The following is a 16,483-nucleotide window of genomic DNA, read 5'->3' as shown; positions in this document are numbered from 1 at the left end:
AATGCCGATAGCTGCATCAGAGCCGAGTCAATGTCTCGCGAGCCCAGACGGGCCAGGCGGGCATCGCGGCCTTTAGCGACGTTTACCTCACTCATGCCAGACAGAGACAAAGCGCTCAGCATAGCCGACCCCCATCAGCTGTTCCGCAATTCGCTCGAGCAGGCAACCGACGCCGTCTTCGTCCTGAACGCGGACAACCGCGTCATCTTCCTGAACGCCGCGGCGGAGGCACTTTACGGCGCATGCCGGACGCAAGTCGTCGGCATGCATATCGATACGCTCGTGCAACGGCTGCCAGGCATCGGCAACGCCGCCCACGCCGCCGGACCCGGGCCGGATAGCGAAGGCCTCAGTCCTTTACCCGCCGTGCAGATTCAGCGCCGCGACGGCACGCTGCGCTTTGGCTACGTCGCCGAATCCCGTACCCGCCTGGGAGACGCCACGCTGCACACCCTGCTGGTGAAGGAGTCTGCCGGAGCCAGCCGCGAAGGCCATCCGCTGCTATCGGTGATCGCCGACGAAATAGACAGCGCCGTCCTCGTGGTCGATGCCGACTGGCGCATCGTCTACGCGAACGCCGGCCTGACGCGCATGCTGGGCTTTACGCCCGGCGAGATGGCCGGCAAGACGCCTGCCGAACTGCTGGCCGGCGAATTCACCGATCCGGCCGTGATGCACCGCCTGCAGACGCCGCGCCCGACTGCCGCCACCGAGCGCCACGAAGCGCTGGTCTATGCGCGCTGCGGCAGCCCGCTATGGGTCTCGGCCACGGTCAGGCACCTGGGCCGGGCCGACGGCGCGCAGCATCATGGCATCGTCATCCTCTCCGATATCACGCAGAAGAAAACCTACGAACTGCTGCAGCGCAAAGTGCTGCATGCCATGGTGATGGAGCAGCCGCTGCCGGCGGTGATGGAACTGATCTGCCAGGAGGTGCAACGCGTGGCGCCCGCCGTGATCGCGTCGGTGCTGAGGGTGGACGCCGACCGGCGCCTGCATACGCTGGCCGCGCCCGGCCTGCCGCCGCACTACTGCGCGGCGCTGGAGGGCCTGAACGCGGGCCCCATGACCGGCTCCTGCGGCACGGCTGCCTGGTTCGGCGAACCGGTCGTGGTGAGCGACATCGCCAACGACCCGCTGTGGGATGGCTATCGCGACCTGGCGCTGCCGCTCGGCCTGGCGGCCTGCTGGTCCTATCCGATCAAGGCGGGCGACGGGCGTGTGCTGGCCACGCTGGCGTTCTACTACCGGACGGTCCGCCGGCCGGATGCCTTTCACCTGCAGCTGGTCGAGGTTTGCGTGGCGCTGTGCAAGCTCGCGTTCGAACGCGAGGAGGCGGCGGAACGCATCCTGCAACTGGACCGTTACGACTCGCTGACCGGCCTGCCCAACCGCAGCCTGCTGCAAAGGCAGGCTGCCACCTTGCTGCTTGCCACGCAGCAGGCCGGCGCCACGCTCAGCGTGCTGTTCGTCGACCTGGACCGATTCAAGCATATCAACGATTCGCTGGGCCACGCCGGCGGCGACAAGCTGCTGCGCGAAGTCGCCGTGCGCCTCGCCGCGCAGGCCGGCGACGGCGCGCTGGTGGCCCGGCTCTCGGGCGACGAATTCGCGCTGGTCCTGCCCAATAGCGACCGCACGCAGACCATCGCCGCGGGCGAACGCCTCCTGGCCGCGCTACGCCAGCCGCTGCGCATCGATCACGTCAGCATCGCGCCGTCCGCCAGCATCGGCATCAGCATGTTTCCGGTCGACGGCGACGCGCTGGACTACCTGCTCCATTGCGCCGAGATGGCCATGTACGATGCCAAGGCCGCTGGACGCAACCTGTTCCGCTTCTTCAGCATCGAGATGAACTGGGCCGCCCAGGAACGCCTGGCGCTGGAGTCTGCGCTGCGCGAGGCCTTGATCGGCGAAGAGCTGCACCTCAATTTCCAGCCCCAGGTGTTCCTGCGGGATGGACGGCTCTACGGCCTCGAAGTCCTGGTCCGGTGGCAGCACCCGCATTTCGGCACGGTCTCGCCCGCCCGTTTCGTGCCGCTGGCCGAAGACAGCGGCCTGATTGGCACACTCGACCGCTGGGTGCTGGAACAATCGTGCGCGCAACTCGCCGCCTGGCGCCGCGAAGGGCTCTCGGTGCCGACCATATCGGTCAATATCTCGCCCGCCAGCTTCCGCGACCCGACGCTGCCGGCGCAGGTCGCGCAGACCTTGTCCCGCCATGGCCTGCCCGCCGAGGCGCTGATGCTCGAGATGACGGAGGGCCTGCTGATGGAGGACGACGCCAGCCTTGCCGCCACTGTCGCGGCCATCCACGCGCAGGGCGTACGCCTGTCCATGGACGATTTCGGCACGGGCTACTCCAGCCTTGGCTATCTCCGGCAGCTGCCCGTGCACCAGCTCAAGCTCGACAAGAGCTTCGTGATCGACCTGGAGAGCGATGCCGCCGCCCGCGAACTGGCCAGCGCCGTCATCCGCATCGGCGACAGCCTGAAACTCGCGGTGGTCGCCGAGGGCGTCGAAAACGAAGCGCAGCGGTGCTTCCTGCTATCGCAGGGCTGCCGCATGGGACAAGGCTATCTGTTTTCCCGCCCGCTGGATGCCGCCGCCGTGGCCCAGTGGATCGCCACGCCACGGCCACCGGCCGAGCCCGGCGACCGGCACTCCCAGCGCTGATCGCGTAGCCAAAGACGCCGCGCCGCCATGGCGCGGCGTGTCATGGCTTGCGTCTCGGTGCGGCTCCGGCCGGTTTTGCCACCGCGGCGCTCAACCGGCCAGCCTGCAAGCCCGCCATGAAAATATCGGCGGCCCGCCTGACCAGCGCAAGATGCTCCATGGGCTCGTCCACGCCCGGCTCGAACTCCAGGCGCTGGTCGAGGATCAGCAGCGCGAGCCCGTGCGCCAGGCTCCAGGCCGCCATTGCCTCCGCGGTGGCCGGCGGCGGGATATCCAGCGCCTCTATGGCCCGGCGCACCACGTCGAGCGCCCGGTAGCCTGCCTGCGCCAGTTGCGGATGATCGGCCTTGCGCAGGTCCGGCCCGAACATCAGCCGGTAGATGGCAGGCTCGCTTGCCGCAAACTCCAGGTAAGCCTGCAGCAAGGCCGCAAAGCGGCGCGCTGCCTTGACGCGTCGCGGCAACGCCTCGAAACGCGCATGCAGGCGCTCGAAGCCGCGCGCCGCCAGATCGGCCAGCAGGGCCTCGCGGTTGGCGTAGTGACGGTATGGCGCGGCGTGGGATACCCCCACCCCGCGCGCCACTTCCCGCAGGCTCACCTCCGTCGCGCCGCGCGTCTTGAGGATGCGCTCGGCCTCGGTTCTCAAGGCCGCGTGCAGGTCGCCATGGTGGTACCGTGCCGCGCCCGCGCGCTTTGCGGCGCCTTTCGCCGCGCCTCGCTGGCCGGCAGTGGAAGGCGGGTTGAACTCATCGTCGAGCCTCGATGTTGACATGGGTTACATCCGTTGCTATGGTATGTTGCCACTGACAACATAAAACATAAGATACGCAGGCCATGGACTGCAACCTGCCAAGGAGGGGCGAGCGATTTTACAACGCGCGATCTTTGGCCAGGACCAAGCCCGGTATCTTATGCGGCACCCGGAGACCTCCCATGTTGAACCGAAGAACCTTTCTGCTCCGCAGCGCCGGCATCGCGGGGGCCATGGGCGCGCTGGTGGTCGGCTGGTCGGTGATGCCGCCGCGCCAGCGCCTGGTCACGGCCGATCCGCTGCCGCTGGATGATTCGCAGGCAGGACTCAACGGCTGGGTCAAAGTGGCTTCCGACAACACCGTCACGGTGATGATGAGCAAGTCAGAGATGGGCCAGGGCGTGCACACCGGCCTGGCCATGCTGCTGGCCGAGGAACTCGACGCCGACTGGGCCCAGGTAAGGGTGGAGCACTCGCCGATCGACAAGATCTACAACAACCAGGCGGCCACCGTCGATGGACTGCCTTTTCATCCAGACGACGATGGCGCCGTCAAGACGGCGGCGGGATGGATGACCCGCAAGCTCATGCGCGAGATCGGCACGATGATGACGGGCGGGTCGTCAAGCATCAAGGACCTGTGGCTGCCCATGCGCGAAGCCGGCGCCTCGGCGCGCGCGATGCTGATCAGCGCTGCCGCCGAACAGTGGAAGGTGCCGGCGGGCGAATGCCGTGCCGAGGCCGGCAAGGTGCTGCATGCCTCGGGCCGCACGGCCAGCTTCGGCGAACTGGCGGCGCTGGCCGCGCGGCAGCCACGGCCCGACACGGTGGCGCTCAAGGATCCGGCACGCTTCAAGCTTGTCGGCCAGCCGGTACGCCGCATTGAAGCGGCATCGAAGCTCGACGGCTCGGCGCGCTTCGGCATCGACGTCCTGCCGGACGGCCTGCTCTATGCCAGTGTCGCAATGTGCCCGACCCTGGGCGGCACGGTGGCCGGTTTCGACGGGACGGCGGCGGCAAGGCTGCCCGGCGTGGTCAAAGTGATCCAGGTCGGTGCGCACAACGGCGGCAGCGGCGGCGTGGCCGTCATTGCCGATACGCCCTACCGCGCCATGCGTGCGCTCAAGCAGGTCACCGTGCAGTGGGACCACGGCGCCGCCGCGCAGGCATCGAGCGCGGCCATCCAGCGGCAACTGGCCCAGACGCTGGATGAAGCCCAGGGGCACGCCTACTACAGCCACGGCGACGTCGATGCCGCCCTGTCCACGGCGGCCAGGACGGTCGTTGCGGAATATCACGCGCCCTACCTGGCGCACGCAGCGCTTGAGCCGGCCAACTGCACGGTGCGGCTCAAGGACGGGGCGGCCACCGTCTGGGCGTCAACGCAGGTGCCCCGTATCGCACGCGACCAGGCCGCCAGGGCGCTGGGCATTCCGGCCGACAAGGTGGACTTGAAGGTGCAGTTGCTCGGCGGTGGCTTTGGCCGGCGCCTGGAGGCCGACTTCATTTCGCAGGCCGCGGCCATCGCGCGCGAAGTGGAAGGCCGGCCGGTGCAGACCATCTGGTCGCGGGAGCAGGACATCCGGCATGATTTTTACCGGCCGGCTTGTGTCTCTCGCTTCAAGGCGGGCCTCGACAAGGCTGGCAAGCTGGTCGCCTGGCACAACACCTCGGCCGGCCAGGCCATCATGCCGAATGTGCTGGCGCGCAGCTTTGGCCTGCCGGCTGCCGGTCCCGACAAGACCACCTCGGAAGGCGCCTTCGACCAGCCCTATGAATGGCCAAACGCGCGGATCGGGCACGAGATCGTCGAGCTGCCCGTGCCGGTGGGTTTCTGGCGCTCGGTGGGGCATTCGCACCAGGCTTTCTTCAAGGAGAGTTTCGTCGATGAGGTGGCCGTTGCCGCGGGCCAGGATCCGGTGGCCTTCCGGTCTGGCTTGCTGGCGCATCACCCCCGGCACCTGGCCGTGCTGCAGCGCGCCGCGGCGCTATCGGACTGGGGCAAGCCGCTTGCGCCCGCCGCCGACGGCGCCCCGCGGGCGCGCGGCGTGGCGTTGCACCAGTCGTTCGGCTCGATTGTCGCGCAGGTGGCCGAGGTCTCGCTCGGCCCGGACAAGCGCATCCGTGTGCACCGGGTGGTCTGCGTGATCGATTGCGGCACCCCGGTGAACCCGAACCTGATCCGCCAGCAGATGGAAAGCGCGGTCGTCTTCGGCCTTTCGGCGGCGCTGTATGGCGAGATCACGATTGCCGAAGGCCAGGTGCAGCAGAGCAATTTCCATGACTACCCGGTGCTGCGCATCGATGCCTGCCCGGCGATCGAAACCGAAATCATGCCGAGCCAGGCCCCTCCGGAAGGCGTTGGCGAACCGGGCACCCCGCCGATCGCCCCGGCCATTGCGAACGCGCTGTTCGCCCTCACTGGCCAGCGCCTGCGCGCCCTTCCCCTGCAACTGGCCTGACCCGGCCCCTGGAGACTGACATGCTCTCACTGAAGATCAACGGCAAGGTGGTCAATGTGCAGACCGAGGCCGACACCCCGCTGCTCTGGGTGCTGCGCGGCGAACTCAAGATGACCGGGACCAAGTTCGGCTGCGGCATGGCCCTGTGCGGCGCCTGCACGGTGCATCTCGATGGCGCGCCGGTCCGCTCCTGCGTGACGCCGGTCTCCGCCGTGGGCGAGCGGGAGGTCACGACCATCGAGGGGCTGCAAGGCGCGCAGGCGCAGGCCCTGAAGGCAGCGTGGACGGAACTGGATGTCGTGCAATGCGGCTACTGCCAGAGCGGACAGCTGATGTCCGCCTGCGCCCTGCTCAGGCAGACACCCCAGCCGACCGACGCGGACATCGACGCCGCCATGGCCGGCAATATCTGCCGCTGCGGCACGTATCCGCGCATACGGGCGGCGATCCACAAAGCGGCGCTAGGACAAAAAACCTAGGTTGCGCGCGCTGCGGCCGCGGCAGTCTGCTGGAACCCGCCCTTGGCCGAACTCGAACGCCAGACTGGCAGCCTGGGGCCGCCGCGCTACTTCGCCGCCGCGCGCTTTTCCAGCAGCGGCTGGCTCACGCCCTGCACACCCACCAGCCCGAGTACCGTGGTCAGCCCGACCTGCGCGCCTTCCCAGGCGTTGGCCGGGTCGTACCACTCGTCGCGCGCATGGAAGCCGCCGGTCTTGCCGCCGCTGCCGATGATGATGGCGGGGATGCCTAGCGACATCGGCACATTGGCGTCGGTGCTGGCGCCGCGCAGGCTCGGCGTGCCCTTGCCATAGCCCTTGATGGCGCGCACCGCCGCCTGCACGATGGTGGCATCGGCCGGGGTGTGCCCGGCGGGACGATCGCCGATCAGCCGTACCTGGTAGGTGATCTGGCTGGCGGCCTGGCTGGCATGCCAGCGCCGGTTTTCCTCGGCGACGCCGGCGTCGATGGCCGCCATGATCTGCTTTTCCGTCTCCAGCAGGGCAGGCGTGGCATTCGAGCGGATATCCACGCTCATGCGCGCATCGCCTGCGATCGCGTTGACCGAGGTGCCGCCGCTCACGGTGCCGACGGTGAAGGTCGTCCGGGGATCCTCGGGCGGCCGCACGTCGCCGACTTTGGCGATGGCGCGTCCCATGGCGTGGATGGCGCTGGGCAGGCCGAAAGCGCCGAAGCTGTGGCCACCCGGGCCGCGGAAAGTGACTTCGTAGCGATGGCTGCCGGTGCCGAGGGTCAGCACCCGGTCGCCCACCCCGGGCTCCAGCCCGACCATGCCGTCGATGTCCGGATGCTCGCGGAACACGGCCTTCATGCCCCGCAGGTTACCCAGCTCTTCCTCGCCGACATTGCCCACGAACACCAGGTCGCCGACGGTGCGGACCTGGTTGTCGTTCAGCACCTTCAGCCACGACAGCAGGACGGTCAGGCCGCGCGTGTCGTCCGAGATGCCCGGCGCATACAGCCTGCCGTCGCGCGGCTTCACCGTGACATCGGTGCCTTCTGGAAACACCGTGTCGAGATGGGCCGAGACCAGCAGCCGGGGGCCGCTCCCGGCGCCCTTGCGAATGCCGATGACATTGCCCTCGGCATCGATATGCGCGTCGGCCAGGCCGAGCGCCTTGAGCCTGCCCAGGAAATACTCGGCCCGGGCCTTTTCCTTGAACGGCGGCGCCGGGATCTCGGTCATTGCCTTGAGGTCTCCCAGCGAGCGCGCGTCGTCCGCCTTCACGTCGGCCAGTACCTTCTTGACCAGCGGGGCTGCCTCGAGGCTGGCATAGGTACGCTCCACCGCCGGCGACACCGCGGGCACCGGGATGGATTGCGCAAAGGCGTGGCCGCCGGCCAGAGCCAGCGCCGGCAACACCAGCCGGAGCGGAGGGACAAGGGCGACAGCGGATGGCAGGCGTGCTTGCATGATTTGGCGAAGGCTCCGGGAAGTTGGCTGACAGATGGGCTGGCACGCAGGTGAGACAGCGGGCAGCCGGCGCCCCCCTATTCTGCCAGCAGCGGACCCGCCGCGTGCGTCATGCTGCATGCTTGACCAATGGCTGCAAAACGGCCGGCCGGCCAGTTGAGCGCCCGGTATCGCACACAGGCTTGCGAACACTTTCCCGTTCACCGGGTCGATCAGTAGGATGCGGCGGGTTATCATCGCATGCTGGCTGACAGGCAACCCTGTGGGGCGAGGCCATTCCCGGCCTCTGCGCCACCCGTGCCCGCAGTCTCCGATATCCACGCTTTATCGAGGTTCGACCGAGGGTGCCGTGGTAGAAGCAACGATTGAAATGTCCAGTCCCCACGGCTTGCAGGGCCGCAGGGCCGACCGGCTGACCAAGACGGCCAGCCAGTTCGAGTGCAATATCCTGTTGAGCAGCAACGACTACACGGCCAACGCCAAGAACGTCAAGGAGGTCATGCATCTGTCGTCGCGCGCAGGGCTCCGCTTGCGCATCCAGGCCAGCGGCGTGGACGAATCGGTAGCGCTGCGCGTCATCTGCGCACTGCTGACCGACTGAGCGGCCACCCCACGGATACCGCCCCCATGCCGATCGCCTACCTGCGCAGCCTGACCGGCCAGCGCCGCAGCCAGCTGGCCAACCGCCGGCTCGCCGGCTATCTGAGCTTCGTGGCCGGGGCCACCAATGCCGGCGGCTTCCTCGCGGTGCAGCAGTACACCTCGCATATGACCGGCATCGTCTCGGCCATGGCCGACCGCCTGGCGCTCGGCCAGGCCGGGCTGATCCTGGAGGGGCTCGGGGCCCTGCTGTCGTTCCTGGCTGGCGCCGCCACCTCGGCAGTCCTGATCAACTGGGCGCGGCGCGAACGGCTGCATAGCGAATACGCCCTGCCGCTGATGCTGGAAGCCCTGCTGCTCCTTTGCTTCGGCCTGCTGGGCGGCAACCTGGGTACCCGCCAATGGCTGTTCGTGCCGGCCACGGTGATGTTGCTGTGCTTCATCATGGGCCTGCAGAACGCCCTGATCACCAAGATCTCCAACGCCGAGATCCGCACCACCCACATCACCGGCATGATTACCGATATCGGCATCGAAATCGGCAAGCTGTTCTACTGGAACATAGCCAGGGCCGACCCGGCCACGCCGGTGGTGCTGGCCAACCGCCCCAAGCTGCGCGTGCTGGCCACGCTGGTGGCGCTGTTCTTCGGGGGTGGCGTTGCCGGTGCGCTGGGGTTCAAGCAACTGGGCTTCAGCGCCACGCTCGTCCTGGCGGCACTGCTGCTGGTGCTGGCGGTGGTGCCGGTCATGGACGACCTGCGCGCCCGCCTGCTGCGCCTGGCCAGGCGAGGACGCCAGTGGGCCCGCGAGGTGCTGCGCGATGTGCACGCCCTCTGGCTGGCCGCGCGCGACCCGCGCACGCCCTGGCATGCCAAGGCGATGGCGCTGCTGGTGGCCGGCTATGCCCTGTCGCCGATCGACCTGATTCCCGACTTTGTTCCCGTGCTGGGCTATCTCGACGACGTCGTGCTGGTTCCCCTCGGCGTCATCCTGACCATCAGGATGATCCCCACGTCACTGATGGGCGAGTTCCGTGCCGCGGCCGTGGCGGCCGCGCAACGCCCGCGCAGCCGCATCGCCGCGGCGGTGATCGTGGTGTTGTGGATTTGCAGCACCCTGCTGGCCGCCGGGCTGCTTGCACGATACTTTTCATGGCTCTGACAGGCCTGATGCGCCGCCTCGCGCCTTGAAGGTGCGAGCCGACACATTGCTTTGCATTCGGGCAGGCGCAGGCTCCCTACAATCGAAGCATCGGGCCCCGCGTCGGGCCCATCTTCGAGCCAGCAGCGCATCATGCAGGAACAAGCCCCGACCCGCACCGCCATTTGCCTGCAAGGCCTGCGCGAGCTTGCCGCCACGCTGACCGCGGGCTCCCTGCTCCAGTCGGCCACGCTGCAGGTGATCGCCGAATACGAACGGGACGCGCAGGCGTCCGAAGACGAGTACTGCGCCCGTCGCCACGGCTGGGATTAGCGCCGTCCTTGTCCGGCCGCCCTGCCGGCGGCCAGGCGGATTCAATGCCGGCATGCCAGCGCGGGACGCGTGCCGCCATCCCGCGCCAGCGGCAGGATGGTCGGCGCGAGCGATTTCAGCAATTGCACCGACAAGGCGCTGGTGAAGGCATAGCGCGCGGCATAGGGCTCGTGCGCATAGGCCGTGACATTGCCGAAATAACGATCGCCCAGGAAGAAGACGAAGGTGGCGGACCGACTGACCACGCGCGATGAAATAAGACGGCCGCCCGGCCCGTAGACCTCAAAGCGGTGATCGCCCGTGCCGGTCTTGCCGCCGGCCACCACGCCGCTGCCGCTCATCGCCGCCTTGAGCGAACCCGCCGTGCCGCTGTCCACCACGCCGATCATCGCCGCGCGCACCACGTCGGCAATATCCTCGCTCAGCAACCGGGTACCCTGCGTGCCCAGCCCGAATCCGGTTTCATAGGGCGTGCCCGCGGCAAAATCCAGGCTCCGCAAGGCACTGGCCGGCTGGCGCACGCCATTGGCCAGGATGATGCCCACCAGTTCGGCCAGCGCGGCGGGCCGGTCGCCCGCCGCACCGATCGCCGAGGCGTAGGACGCCGTGATGGCGCTGAACGGGTAGCCCAGCCGTTGCCAGCGGCGCGCGATTTCGCCGAATGCCTGGCGCTCGAGCTGGCTGCGGATGCGGCGCGTCTGGCCGCCGGGATGCCGGGTCTTGAACAGCCACGCGTACACCTCCTGACGCTGCGCGGTGCTGTCGCGCAACACTTCGTCGAGACTGGCATCGGGCCGCTGGCGCAGATAGTCCAGCAGCCAGAGCTCGAGCGGATGCACGTGCGCCAGATAGCCGCGATCGTTGAGGTTGAACTTGTCCTGTCCGTACTTGCGGTACATCTTGGCCAGCATGTCGTCGGTCAGTGGCGCGTGCGGCAGGCCTGCGCGCATCGCCTTGCTGAACTGGGCCAGGTCTGCGTCGGGATCGATGCTGCGCAGCGTGACCGCCAGCCGCAAAGGGGTAAGGGTCCGGCCTTCCTGCACGCGCCTGGCCGCCTCCGCCTGCGTCTTGCCCTGATACTTCAGGTAGAAGGCGCGCAGGTAATCGCTGCCCTCCTTGTCGGCGAAGCGCACCAGGTAGGCATGCCGTTGCGGCGCATCCGGGTTGTTCAGCCACTCGTCGGCGTCGGGATGCAGCCGGTAGGTTTCGTAGCGCACGATATCGCGCATCAGGCGGATGAACACCAGGTTCACCGAGTGCTTGAAGCCTTCCTCGACCGGCATGATCTTCAGGCTTTCCCAGCGCTCGAAATTGGTAAACGTCTGCAGGCCGCCGCCGGTAAAGAACGCCTCGCCCGTGCTGCCGGAGTAGCGGCGCTGCATGGCGGCTTCCAGGATGGCGCGCCGGCTCTTGTCGGAGGCGGTGAGCAGGTAGTTCACCACCCACAGGCGCAGCGCATCGAGCGGGGCCGGCCTGACTTCGCGCAACTGGGCGGCAGACATGCCGGCATACTGCTCATGCAGCTCCGAGATGATCTCCAGGTAAGTCACCAGCGTGCGCAGCTTCGCAGTCGAGCCCAGGTTCAGCCGGGCGCCGCGGTTCAGGTCGAAAGGCAGATCGAGGTTGTCGGCCTGCACGCGCAGCAGGTTCGCGCCGGCGACCCGTTCATAGAGCGTGAAGCTCATGGCCAGCTTGCCGGGATCGTCGCCCTCCCGCAGCAGGTTGTGGCCATACAGCCCGGCGGCGTGGGCGCCGTCGCGCGTGCCCGCCGCCAGCAGTGCGTCGGTGACGACACGCTGCAGCGCCGTGTTGATCGTGCTGTGCGCCGTCAGGTCGAGGCGGTCGAGTTCATAGCTGCTGCCCAGCCCGAGATAGCGCAACAGGTCGGAACGGACACCGCTGATGGCCTTGCGCGCCACGAACGAGATTTCCGGGCGGTCCAGCGCGGCGGGCGACAGCTTCAAGGGCTGGGCCAGCGCGGCGTCGCGCAGCCATGGCGGGATGGCGCCGGCGGCGGCGAGCAGGCGCAGGTGGCTATCCGTCAGCGCTGCCAGCGCCTCGGTATTGCGCCGCAGGAAGTGCGATGGCCCGCGTTGCGCGATGATCAGCGAGAGGGCCTCCTTGAACACCCGTGCCTGCAGCTGGCCCTGCTCGCCCTCGGCCTGGCCCGCGCCGGGCCCCGGCCCCACGGCACTCGCCAGCAGCCGGTTGGCCTCGTCGAAATCCCGCCCGTACCAGGCCCACATCCCGTTGCCCAGCCCGTTGATCTCGCCGATGCCGGCCCGGGCAGACAGCGGTACCGTGTTCAGGTAATCGACCAGGATGCGTTGGCGGGCCGCGACCGTATCCGGCCCGTCCAGGTACGCCCGTATCGACGCACTGGCCATCTGCCTGATCTTTTCCCTGGGCGAAGCGGTGCGGCCCGCGCGCGAATGGCGGTATTTCTCGATCTGGGTAGCCAGCGTGCTGCCGCCGGCCGCATCGTGCTTCTCATTGAAGAAGTGCATGCCCTGGTCCATGGCGGCGCGCGCAAAACGGCGCACATCCAGCGCCGGATTGCGCATGGGAAACTCGGGGTCGAGCAGGTCGCGGTTCTCGACGAAGAGCAAGGCGCTCACCAGCAACGGCGGAACCGCGCCGAAGCTGGCATAGTCCCGCCGCGGCAGCCGGGGGGGGCCGAACGGCTCGTCATTGCAGTCGAGCAGGTCCAGGCCGGCATGGGTTTTTTCGCGGTATGGCGCGAACAGGCCGGAATCGGTCAGCTCGAGCATCCTGTCCGACCAGCGCGCCTGGTGTTCGCGCCGAAATCCGCGCGCCTCCAGCAACTCGGTGAACTGCGGCAGCCGGCTATAGCCGAAGCGCACGTCATAGGGACCGTCTTCTGGAAAGCGGATGCGATCGCTCGGGCCGGGCTGTACCGCAAAGGCGACCCCTTTCGCCCGCGCCGCAAAGTAGCGCGCCTGCAGCCGCGACGTGGCAAGTTCCTCGGCGACCACGGCGCCAAGCACGTACGCGCCCCCCGCAAGCAGGGCCAGTATCAGGAGCCTGGGCCAGAGACGACGTCGCACGATTCAGGTCCGTTTGCGAGGAAACCGGGGGCAGCCCGGCGCTTCGGCCTGTGCCGGCCGCCTGCTGGCAACGATGGCACTGTTACGCTGCGTTCGTCACCGCGTATACCCTAGCTCAATGGGGCCTAACGTACAAAGTGCGCGTGCGGCGTCATGGCGCGCCGCCCCGCCCGCCCCGTCAGCCTATATGCGGAACGCGGCAATGGCCTGGTCGAGCTGGCGCGCCTGGTCCTGCAGCGACGCCGCAGCGGCAGTGGCCTGCTCCACCAGCGCGGCATTCTGCTGGGTGGCTTCGTCCATCGAGGTCACCGCCCGGTTGACCTGCTCGATGCCGCTGCTCTGCTCCAGCGACGCGGCTGCGATCTCGCCCATGATGTCGGTCACGCGGCGAATCGCCGCCACCACGTCCTCCATGGTACTTGCGGCCCGCCCGGCCAGGCCGCTGCCGGTCGCTACATGCGCCAGCGAGGTCTCGATCATGGACTTGATCTCGCGGGCAGCCCCCGCGCTGCGCTGCGCCAGACTGCGCACCTCGCCGGCGACCACGGCGAAGCCGCGCCCTTGTTCGCCGGCCCGCGCGGCCTCCACGGCGGCATTGAGCGCAAGGATATTGGTCTGGAAGGCAATGCCGTCGACCACGCCGATGATCTCCGCCACGGTCTTGGCCGCCGCGCTGATATCGCCCATCGTGGCCATGACTTCGCCCACCACCGCACCGCCCTGGTGCGCCACCTCGACCGCGCTGACTGCGAGCTGGCTGGCCTGGCGCGCGTTGTCGGCGTTCTGGCGGACGGTGGAGGTCATCTGCTCCATGCTGGACGCCGTTTCCTGCAAGGATGCCGCCTGCGCCTCGGTACGGCCGGAGAGGTCGGCATTGCCGGCGGCGATCTGCCGCGTGGCCGCGGTGATGGCCTCCGAGCCGTCGCGCACGCGGCCCACGGTAGTGGCCAAGCTGCCCTGCATGCGGCCCAGCCCTTCCAGCAGGCGGCCCATCTCGTCGCGGCGCGTCACCCGCACCGGGTGGCTGAGATCGCCCTGCGCGATGCGGTCGAACTGCCGCAGCGCCAGTTCCAGCGGGCCAACGATGGCACGCAGCAGAAACACCGCGCAGGCGGCCGCCACCAGCAGCGACAGCACGATGGCGGCAATCACGCCGTTGCGGAATTGACGGTACGCCACCTGCGATGCATCGAAATTGCCCGCCGCCATCCTGAGCTGCAACTGGCTCAGCCTGAGGCTGCTGTCATTGGCATCGCGGAACAGCCTGGAAAGCCTGCCATCCATGATCTGGTCGGCCAGGGCACGGTCACGGGCACGCAGCGCTGCGATGATGGCCGCAATGCCATCTCGGTTGGCGGCCTCCCGCTTGCCGGCGACCTCGCTGGCCAGGCGGTCCTCCTCGCTGTCGCGGGGCAAGGCCATGAACCGCTTCCACGCGGTATCCGAGCGCGCCACCAGCTCTTCAGTGCGCTCCAGCAGACCGGATGCCTCGGGACTGTCGGGATAAAGCATGGCGCGATCCAGCGCGGTGCGGGCCCGGGTCAGGCTCAGATCCGCCTCGCCCAGCGCCAGGGCCGAGGCGAGCTGGTTCGAATAGGTGGCCTCATGTGCCTGGTTGGCGGCGCGCAAGCCCAGCAAGGCGGCCGCGCCTATGCCGAGCGCAAGCAGGAACAACAGGGAAACCGTGGCAATGAGACGGGCGCGGATGGTGAGGCTTGCGATCATGATGCGAAGGGGGCGGTTCGCTGGAGGGGGACGCCCTCTCTATCGGTGCAACGCAACAAAACTTGAACTGGCGCCGCGCAGTGTGCCAGAACAGGCGCCCTGCATCCCGCGGACGGACTGTCGCACTTGATCTAGCTCAAACAATACGCCATCGCCCGGTCAAGTCTGGACGCCGCCGGCCGTTAGCGGACTGACCTCAAACCCTCGTTTCGATCCCGACGATGAAAAACCTTAGCGTGCGCACTGGGCTGCTGGCGATCCTGGTGACCTTTGCATTGATGATCGTGTTTGGCGCCGGCGTCGGCGTGCTCGCGCTGCGCGCCGCCAACCAGACCACCGAGCGCGTCCAGCAGATCGCCGCCCGCACCCTGCTGCTGGACGATGCCTACAAGGACATGACCCGCGCCCGCTCGGCGCTGGCGCGCGCCTATTCCTCGGCACGCGAAGGCAGCGCCGGGGTCGATGCCAACGCACTCGACGCGGCGCAGGCATCGCTCAAGCGCTCGGGCGAGCAACTGCAGCGTTTTGGCGCCGCCGCCGCGCTGGAAGGGCAAGACGAGGCCCTGCGCCGCCAGGTCGTTGGGGCCGCGCGGGCGCACGCCGCCACGGTCGAGCGCGCCATGGCAGCGCTGCGCGCCGGGGACCCCGCCGGCTATGCAGCCGTCAACGACAAGGAGGTGACACCCTCCGGCGCCGCCTATTCGAAAGGTGCCGCAGCCTTCCAGCAGCAGGCAAGCCAGCTCGCGCAGCAGGAGGCCGAGGCCAGCGGCGCACGCTACGGCCTGGTGGTCAAGCTGGTGGTCGTGGGCATCACGGCCGCGCTTGGGCTGATCGTCGCGGTACACCTTGGGCTGCGCGCATTCATCGTCAGGCCCCTGGCCGCCGCCGCCGAGCACCTTGGCCGCGTGGCCGAGGGCGACCTGAGCCAGCGCGCGGCAGCCGCGGGCGGCAACGAGGTGGGACGCGTGCTCACCGCGGTGGCACGCATGCAGGAGGCGCTGATCCGCACCGTCACGCAAGTGCGGGCCAGTTCGGATTCGGTCAATATCGGCGCGCGCGAGATTGCCGCCGGCAATACGGATCTCTCCTCCCGCACGGAACAGCAGTCCGCCTCGCTCGAACAGACCGCCGCCAGCATGGAGCAGCTGACCTCCACCGTGAGCAACAACACGGAGAGCGCGCGCCAGGCCAGCACACTGGCCGCCGAGGCCGCCCGCCTGGCCATGCGCGGTGGCGACGACGTGCGCGGGGTGGTGCAGACCATGGGCGACATCAGCGGCAGCTCGCAGCGCATCGCCGACATCATCGGCGTGATCGACGGCATTGCCTTCCAGACCAATATCCTGGCCCTGAACGCGGCCGTGGAAGCGGCGCGGGCTGGCGAAGCCGGCCGCGGCTTCGCGGTGGTGGCGGGCGAGGTGCGGGCGCTGGCGCAACGCAGCGCCAACGCTGCGCGCGAGATCAAATCCCTGATCGACGACTCGGCCAGCAAGGTCAGCGCCGGCAACGCCCTGGTGGCGCAGGCCGGCCAGACCATGAGCGAGACCGTGGAGGCCGTACGCCGCGTGGCGCGGATCATGGAGGACATCTCCTCGGCATCGCTGGAGCAAAGCGCCGGCATCGTCCAGGTCAGCCAGGCGGTGACGCAGATGGAACAGGTCACCCAGCAAAACGCCGCGCTGGTGGAGCAGGCCGCCGCCGCCGCCGGCTCGCTCGAAGCGCAGGCGCACCAGCTTGCCGAAGCGGTGGGCGCCTTCCGGCTGGCCCCGGTGGCCTGAGCGGGCGCAGCGCTCGC

11 protein-coding genes are annotated in these 16,483 nt (G+C 68.5%); 7 read left to right on the top strand and 4 right to left on the bottom strand.

The window, feature by feature from the left end; genetic code table 11:
* Positions 1 to 93: 93 nt before the first annotated feature.
* A complete protein-coding gene (locus AC3FOF_RS14910) occupies positions 94 to 2,676 on the top strand; it encodes a sensor domain-containing protein (RefSeq protein ID WP_488727023.1) in 2,583 nt (860 codons plus the stop codon).
* A 40-nt stretch (positions 2,677 to 2,716) separates the two neighbouring features.
* Here the strand turns inward: AC3FOF_RS14910 and AC3FOF_RS14905 are convergent, their stop codons facing one another.
* On the bottom strand, positions 2,717 to 3,448 hold the full coding sequence (locus AC3FOF_RS14905; RefSeq protein WP_276264533.1) for a TetR/AcrR family transcriptional regulator: 732 nt from the start codon (positions 3,446 to 3,448) through the stop codon (positions 2,717 to 2,719).
* A 161-nt stretch (positions 3,449 to 3,609) separates the two neighbouring features.
* Between AC3FOF_RS14905 and AC3FOF_RS14900 the strand changes: the two genes are divergently transcribed.
* Positions 3,610 to 5,889 (top strand): xanthine dehydrogenase family protein molybdopterin-binding subunit, encoded by a 2,280-nt coding sequence (locus AC3FOF_RS14900; protein WP_276264534.1) that lies wholly within the window; start codon positions 3,610 to 3,612, stop codon positions 5,887 to 5,889.
* A 20-nt stretch (positions 5,890 to 5,909) separates the two neighbouring features.
* The gene (locus tag AC3FOF_RS14895) at positions 5,910 to 6,368 is read left to right on the top strand and encodes a (2Fe-2S)-binding protein (protein WP_017230065.1); all 459 of its coding nucleotides are present in this window, start codon (positions 5,910 to 5,912) and stop codon (positions 6,366 to 6,368) included.
* An 86-nt stretch (positions 6,369 to 6,454) separates the two neighbouring features.
* Here AC3FOF_RS14895 and AC3FOF_RS14890 read toward each other — a convergent pair whose 3' ends face one another.
* The gene (locus AC3FOF_RS14890) at positions 6,455 to 7,822 is read right to left on the bottom strand and encodes a M20/M25/M40 family metallo-hydrolase (protein ID WP_017230066.1); all 1,368 of its coding nucleotides are present in this window, start codon (positions 7,820 to 7,822) and stop codon (positions 6,455 to 6,457) included.
* 349 nt (positions 7,823 to 8,171) lie between these two features.
* On the opposite strand from AC3FOF_RS14890, the gene AC3FOF_RS14885 reads away from it, so the two are divergent.
* The 3 genes from AC3FOF_RS14885 (at position 8,172) to AC3FOF_RS14875 (ending at position 9,895) form a co-directional block, all read left to right on the top strand.
* Entirely contained in the window at positions 8,172 to 8,423 is a 252-nt protein-coding gene (locus AC3FOF_RS14885) for an HPr family phosphocarrier protein (RefSeq protein ID WP_276264536.1), read from the top strand.
* Between the two features lie 26 nt (positions 8,424 to 8,449).
* Positions 8,450 to 9,583 (top strand): DUF1275 domain-containing transporter, encoded by a 1,134-nt coding sequence (locus tag AC3FOF_RS14880; RefSeq protein ID WP_488727022.1) that lies wholly within the window; start codon positions 8,450 to 8,452, stop codon positions 9,581 to 9,583.
* 132 nt (positions 9,584 to 9,715) lie between these two features.
* Positions 9,716 to 9,895, top strand: coding sequence for a hypothetical protein (locus AC3FOF_RS14875; RefSeq protein ID WP_017231319.1), 180 nt, complete (start codon positions 9,716 to 9,718; stop codon positions 9,893 to 9,895).
* Positions 9,896 to 9,936: 41 nt separating this feature from the next.
* Here AC3FOF_RS14875 and AC3FOF_RS14870 read toward each other — a convergent pair whose 3' ends face one another.
* Together AC3FOF_RS14870 and AC3FOF_RS14865 are read right to left on the bottom strand one after the other, a co-directional pair.
* On the bottom strand, positions 9,937 to 12,963 hold the full coding sequence (locus AC3FOF_RS14870) for a transglycosylase domain-containing protein (RefSeq protein WP_488727021.1): 3,027 nt from the start codon (positions 12,961 to 12,963) through the stop codon (positions 9,937 to 9,939).
* A gap of 183 nt (positions 12,964 to 13,146) precedes the next feature.
* Entirely contained in the window at positions 13,147 to 14,688 is a 1,542-nt protein-coding gene (locus tag AC3FOF_RS14865; protein WP_276264539.1) for a methyl-accepting chemotaxis protein, read from the bottom strand.
* Positions 14,689 to 14,909: 221 nt separating this feature from the next.
* On the opposite strand from AC3FOF_RS14865, the gene AC3FOF_RS14860 reads away from it, so the two are divergent.
* Positions 14,910 to 16,466, top strand: a complete 1,557-nt coding sequence (locus tag AC3FOF_RS14860; protein ID WP_488727020.1) for a methyl-accepting chemotaxis protein — start codon at positions 14,910 to 14,912, stop codon at positions 16,464 to 16,466.
* Positions 16,467 to 16,483 lie beyond the last annotated feature (17 nt).

This window comes from Cupriavidus sp. 96C5-1 (assembly GCF_057798855.1).
This window is presented reverse-complemented; position numbering and strand designations above follow the sequence as displayed.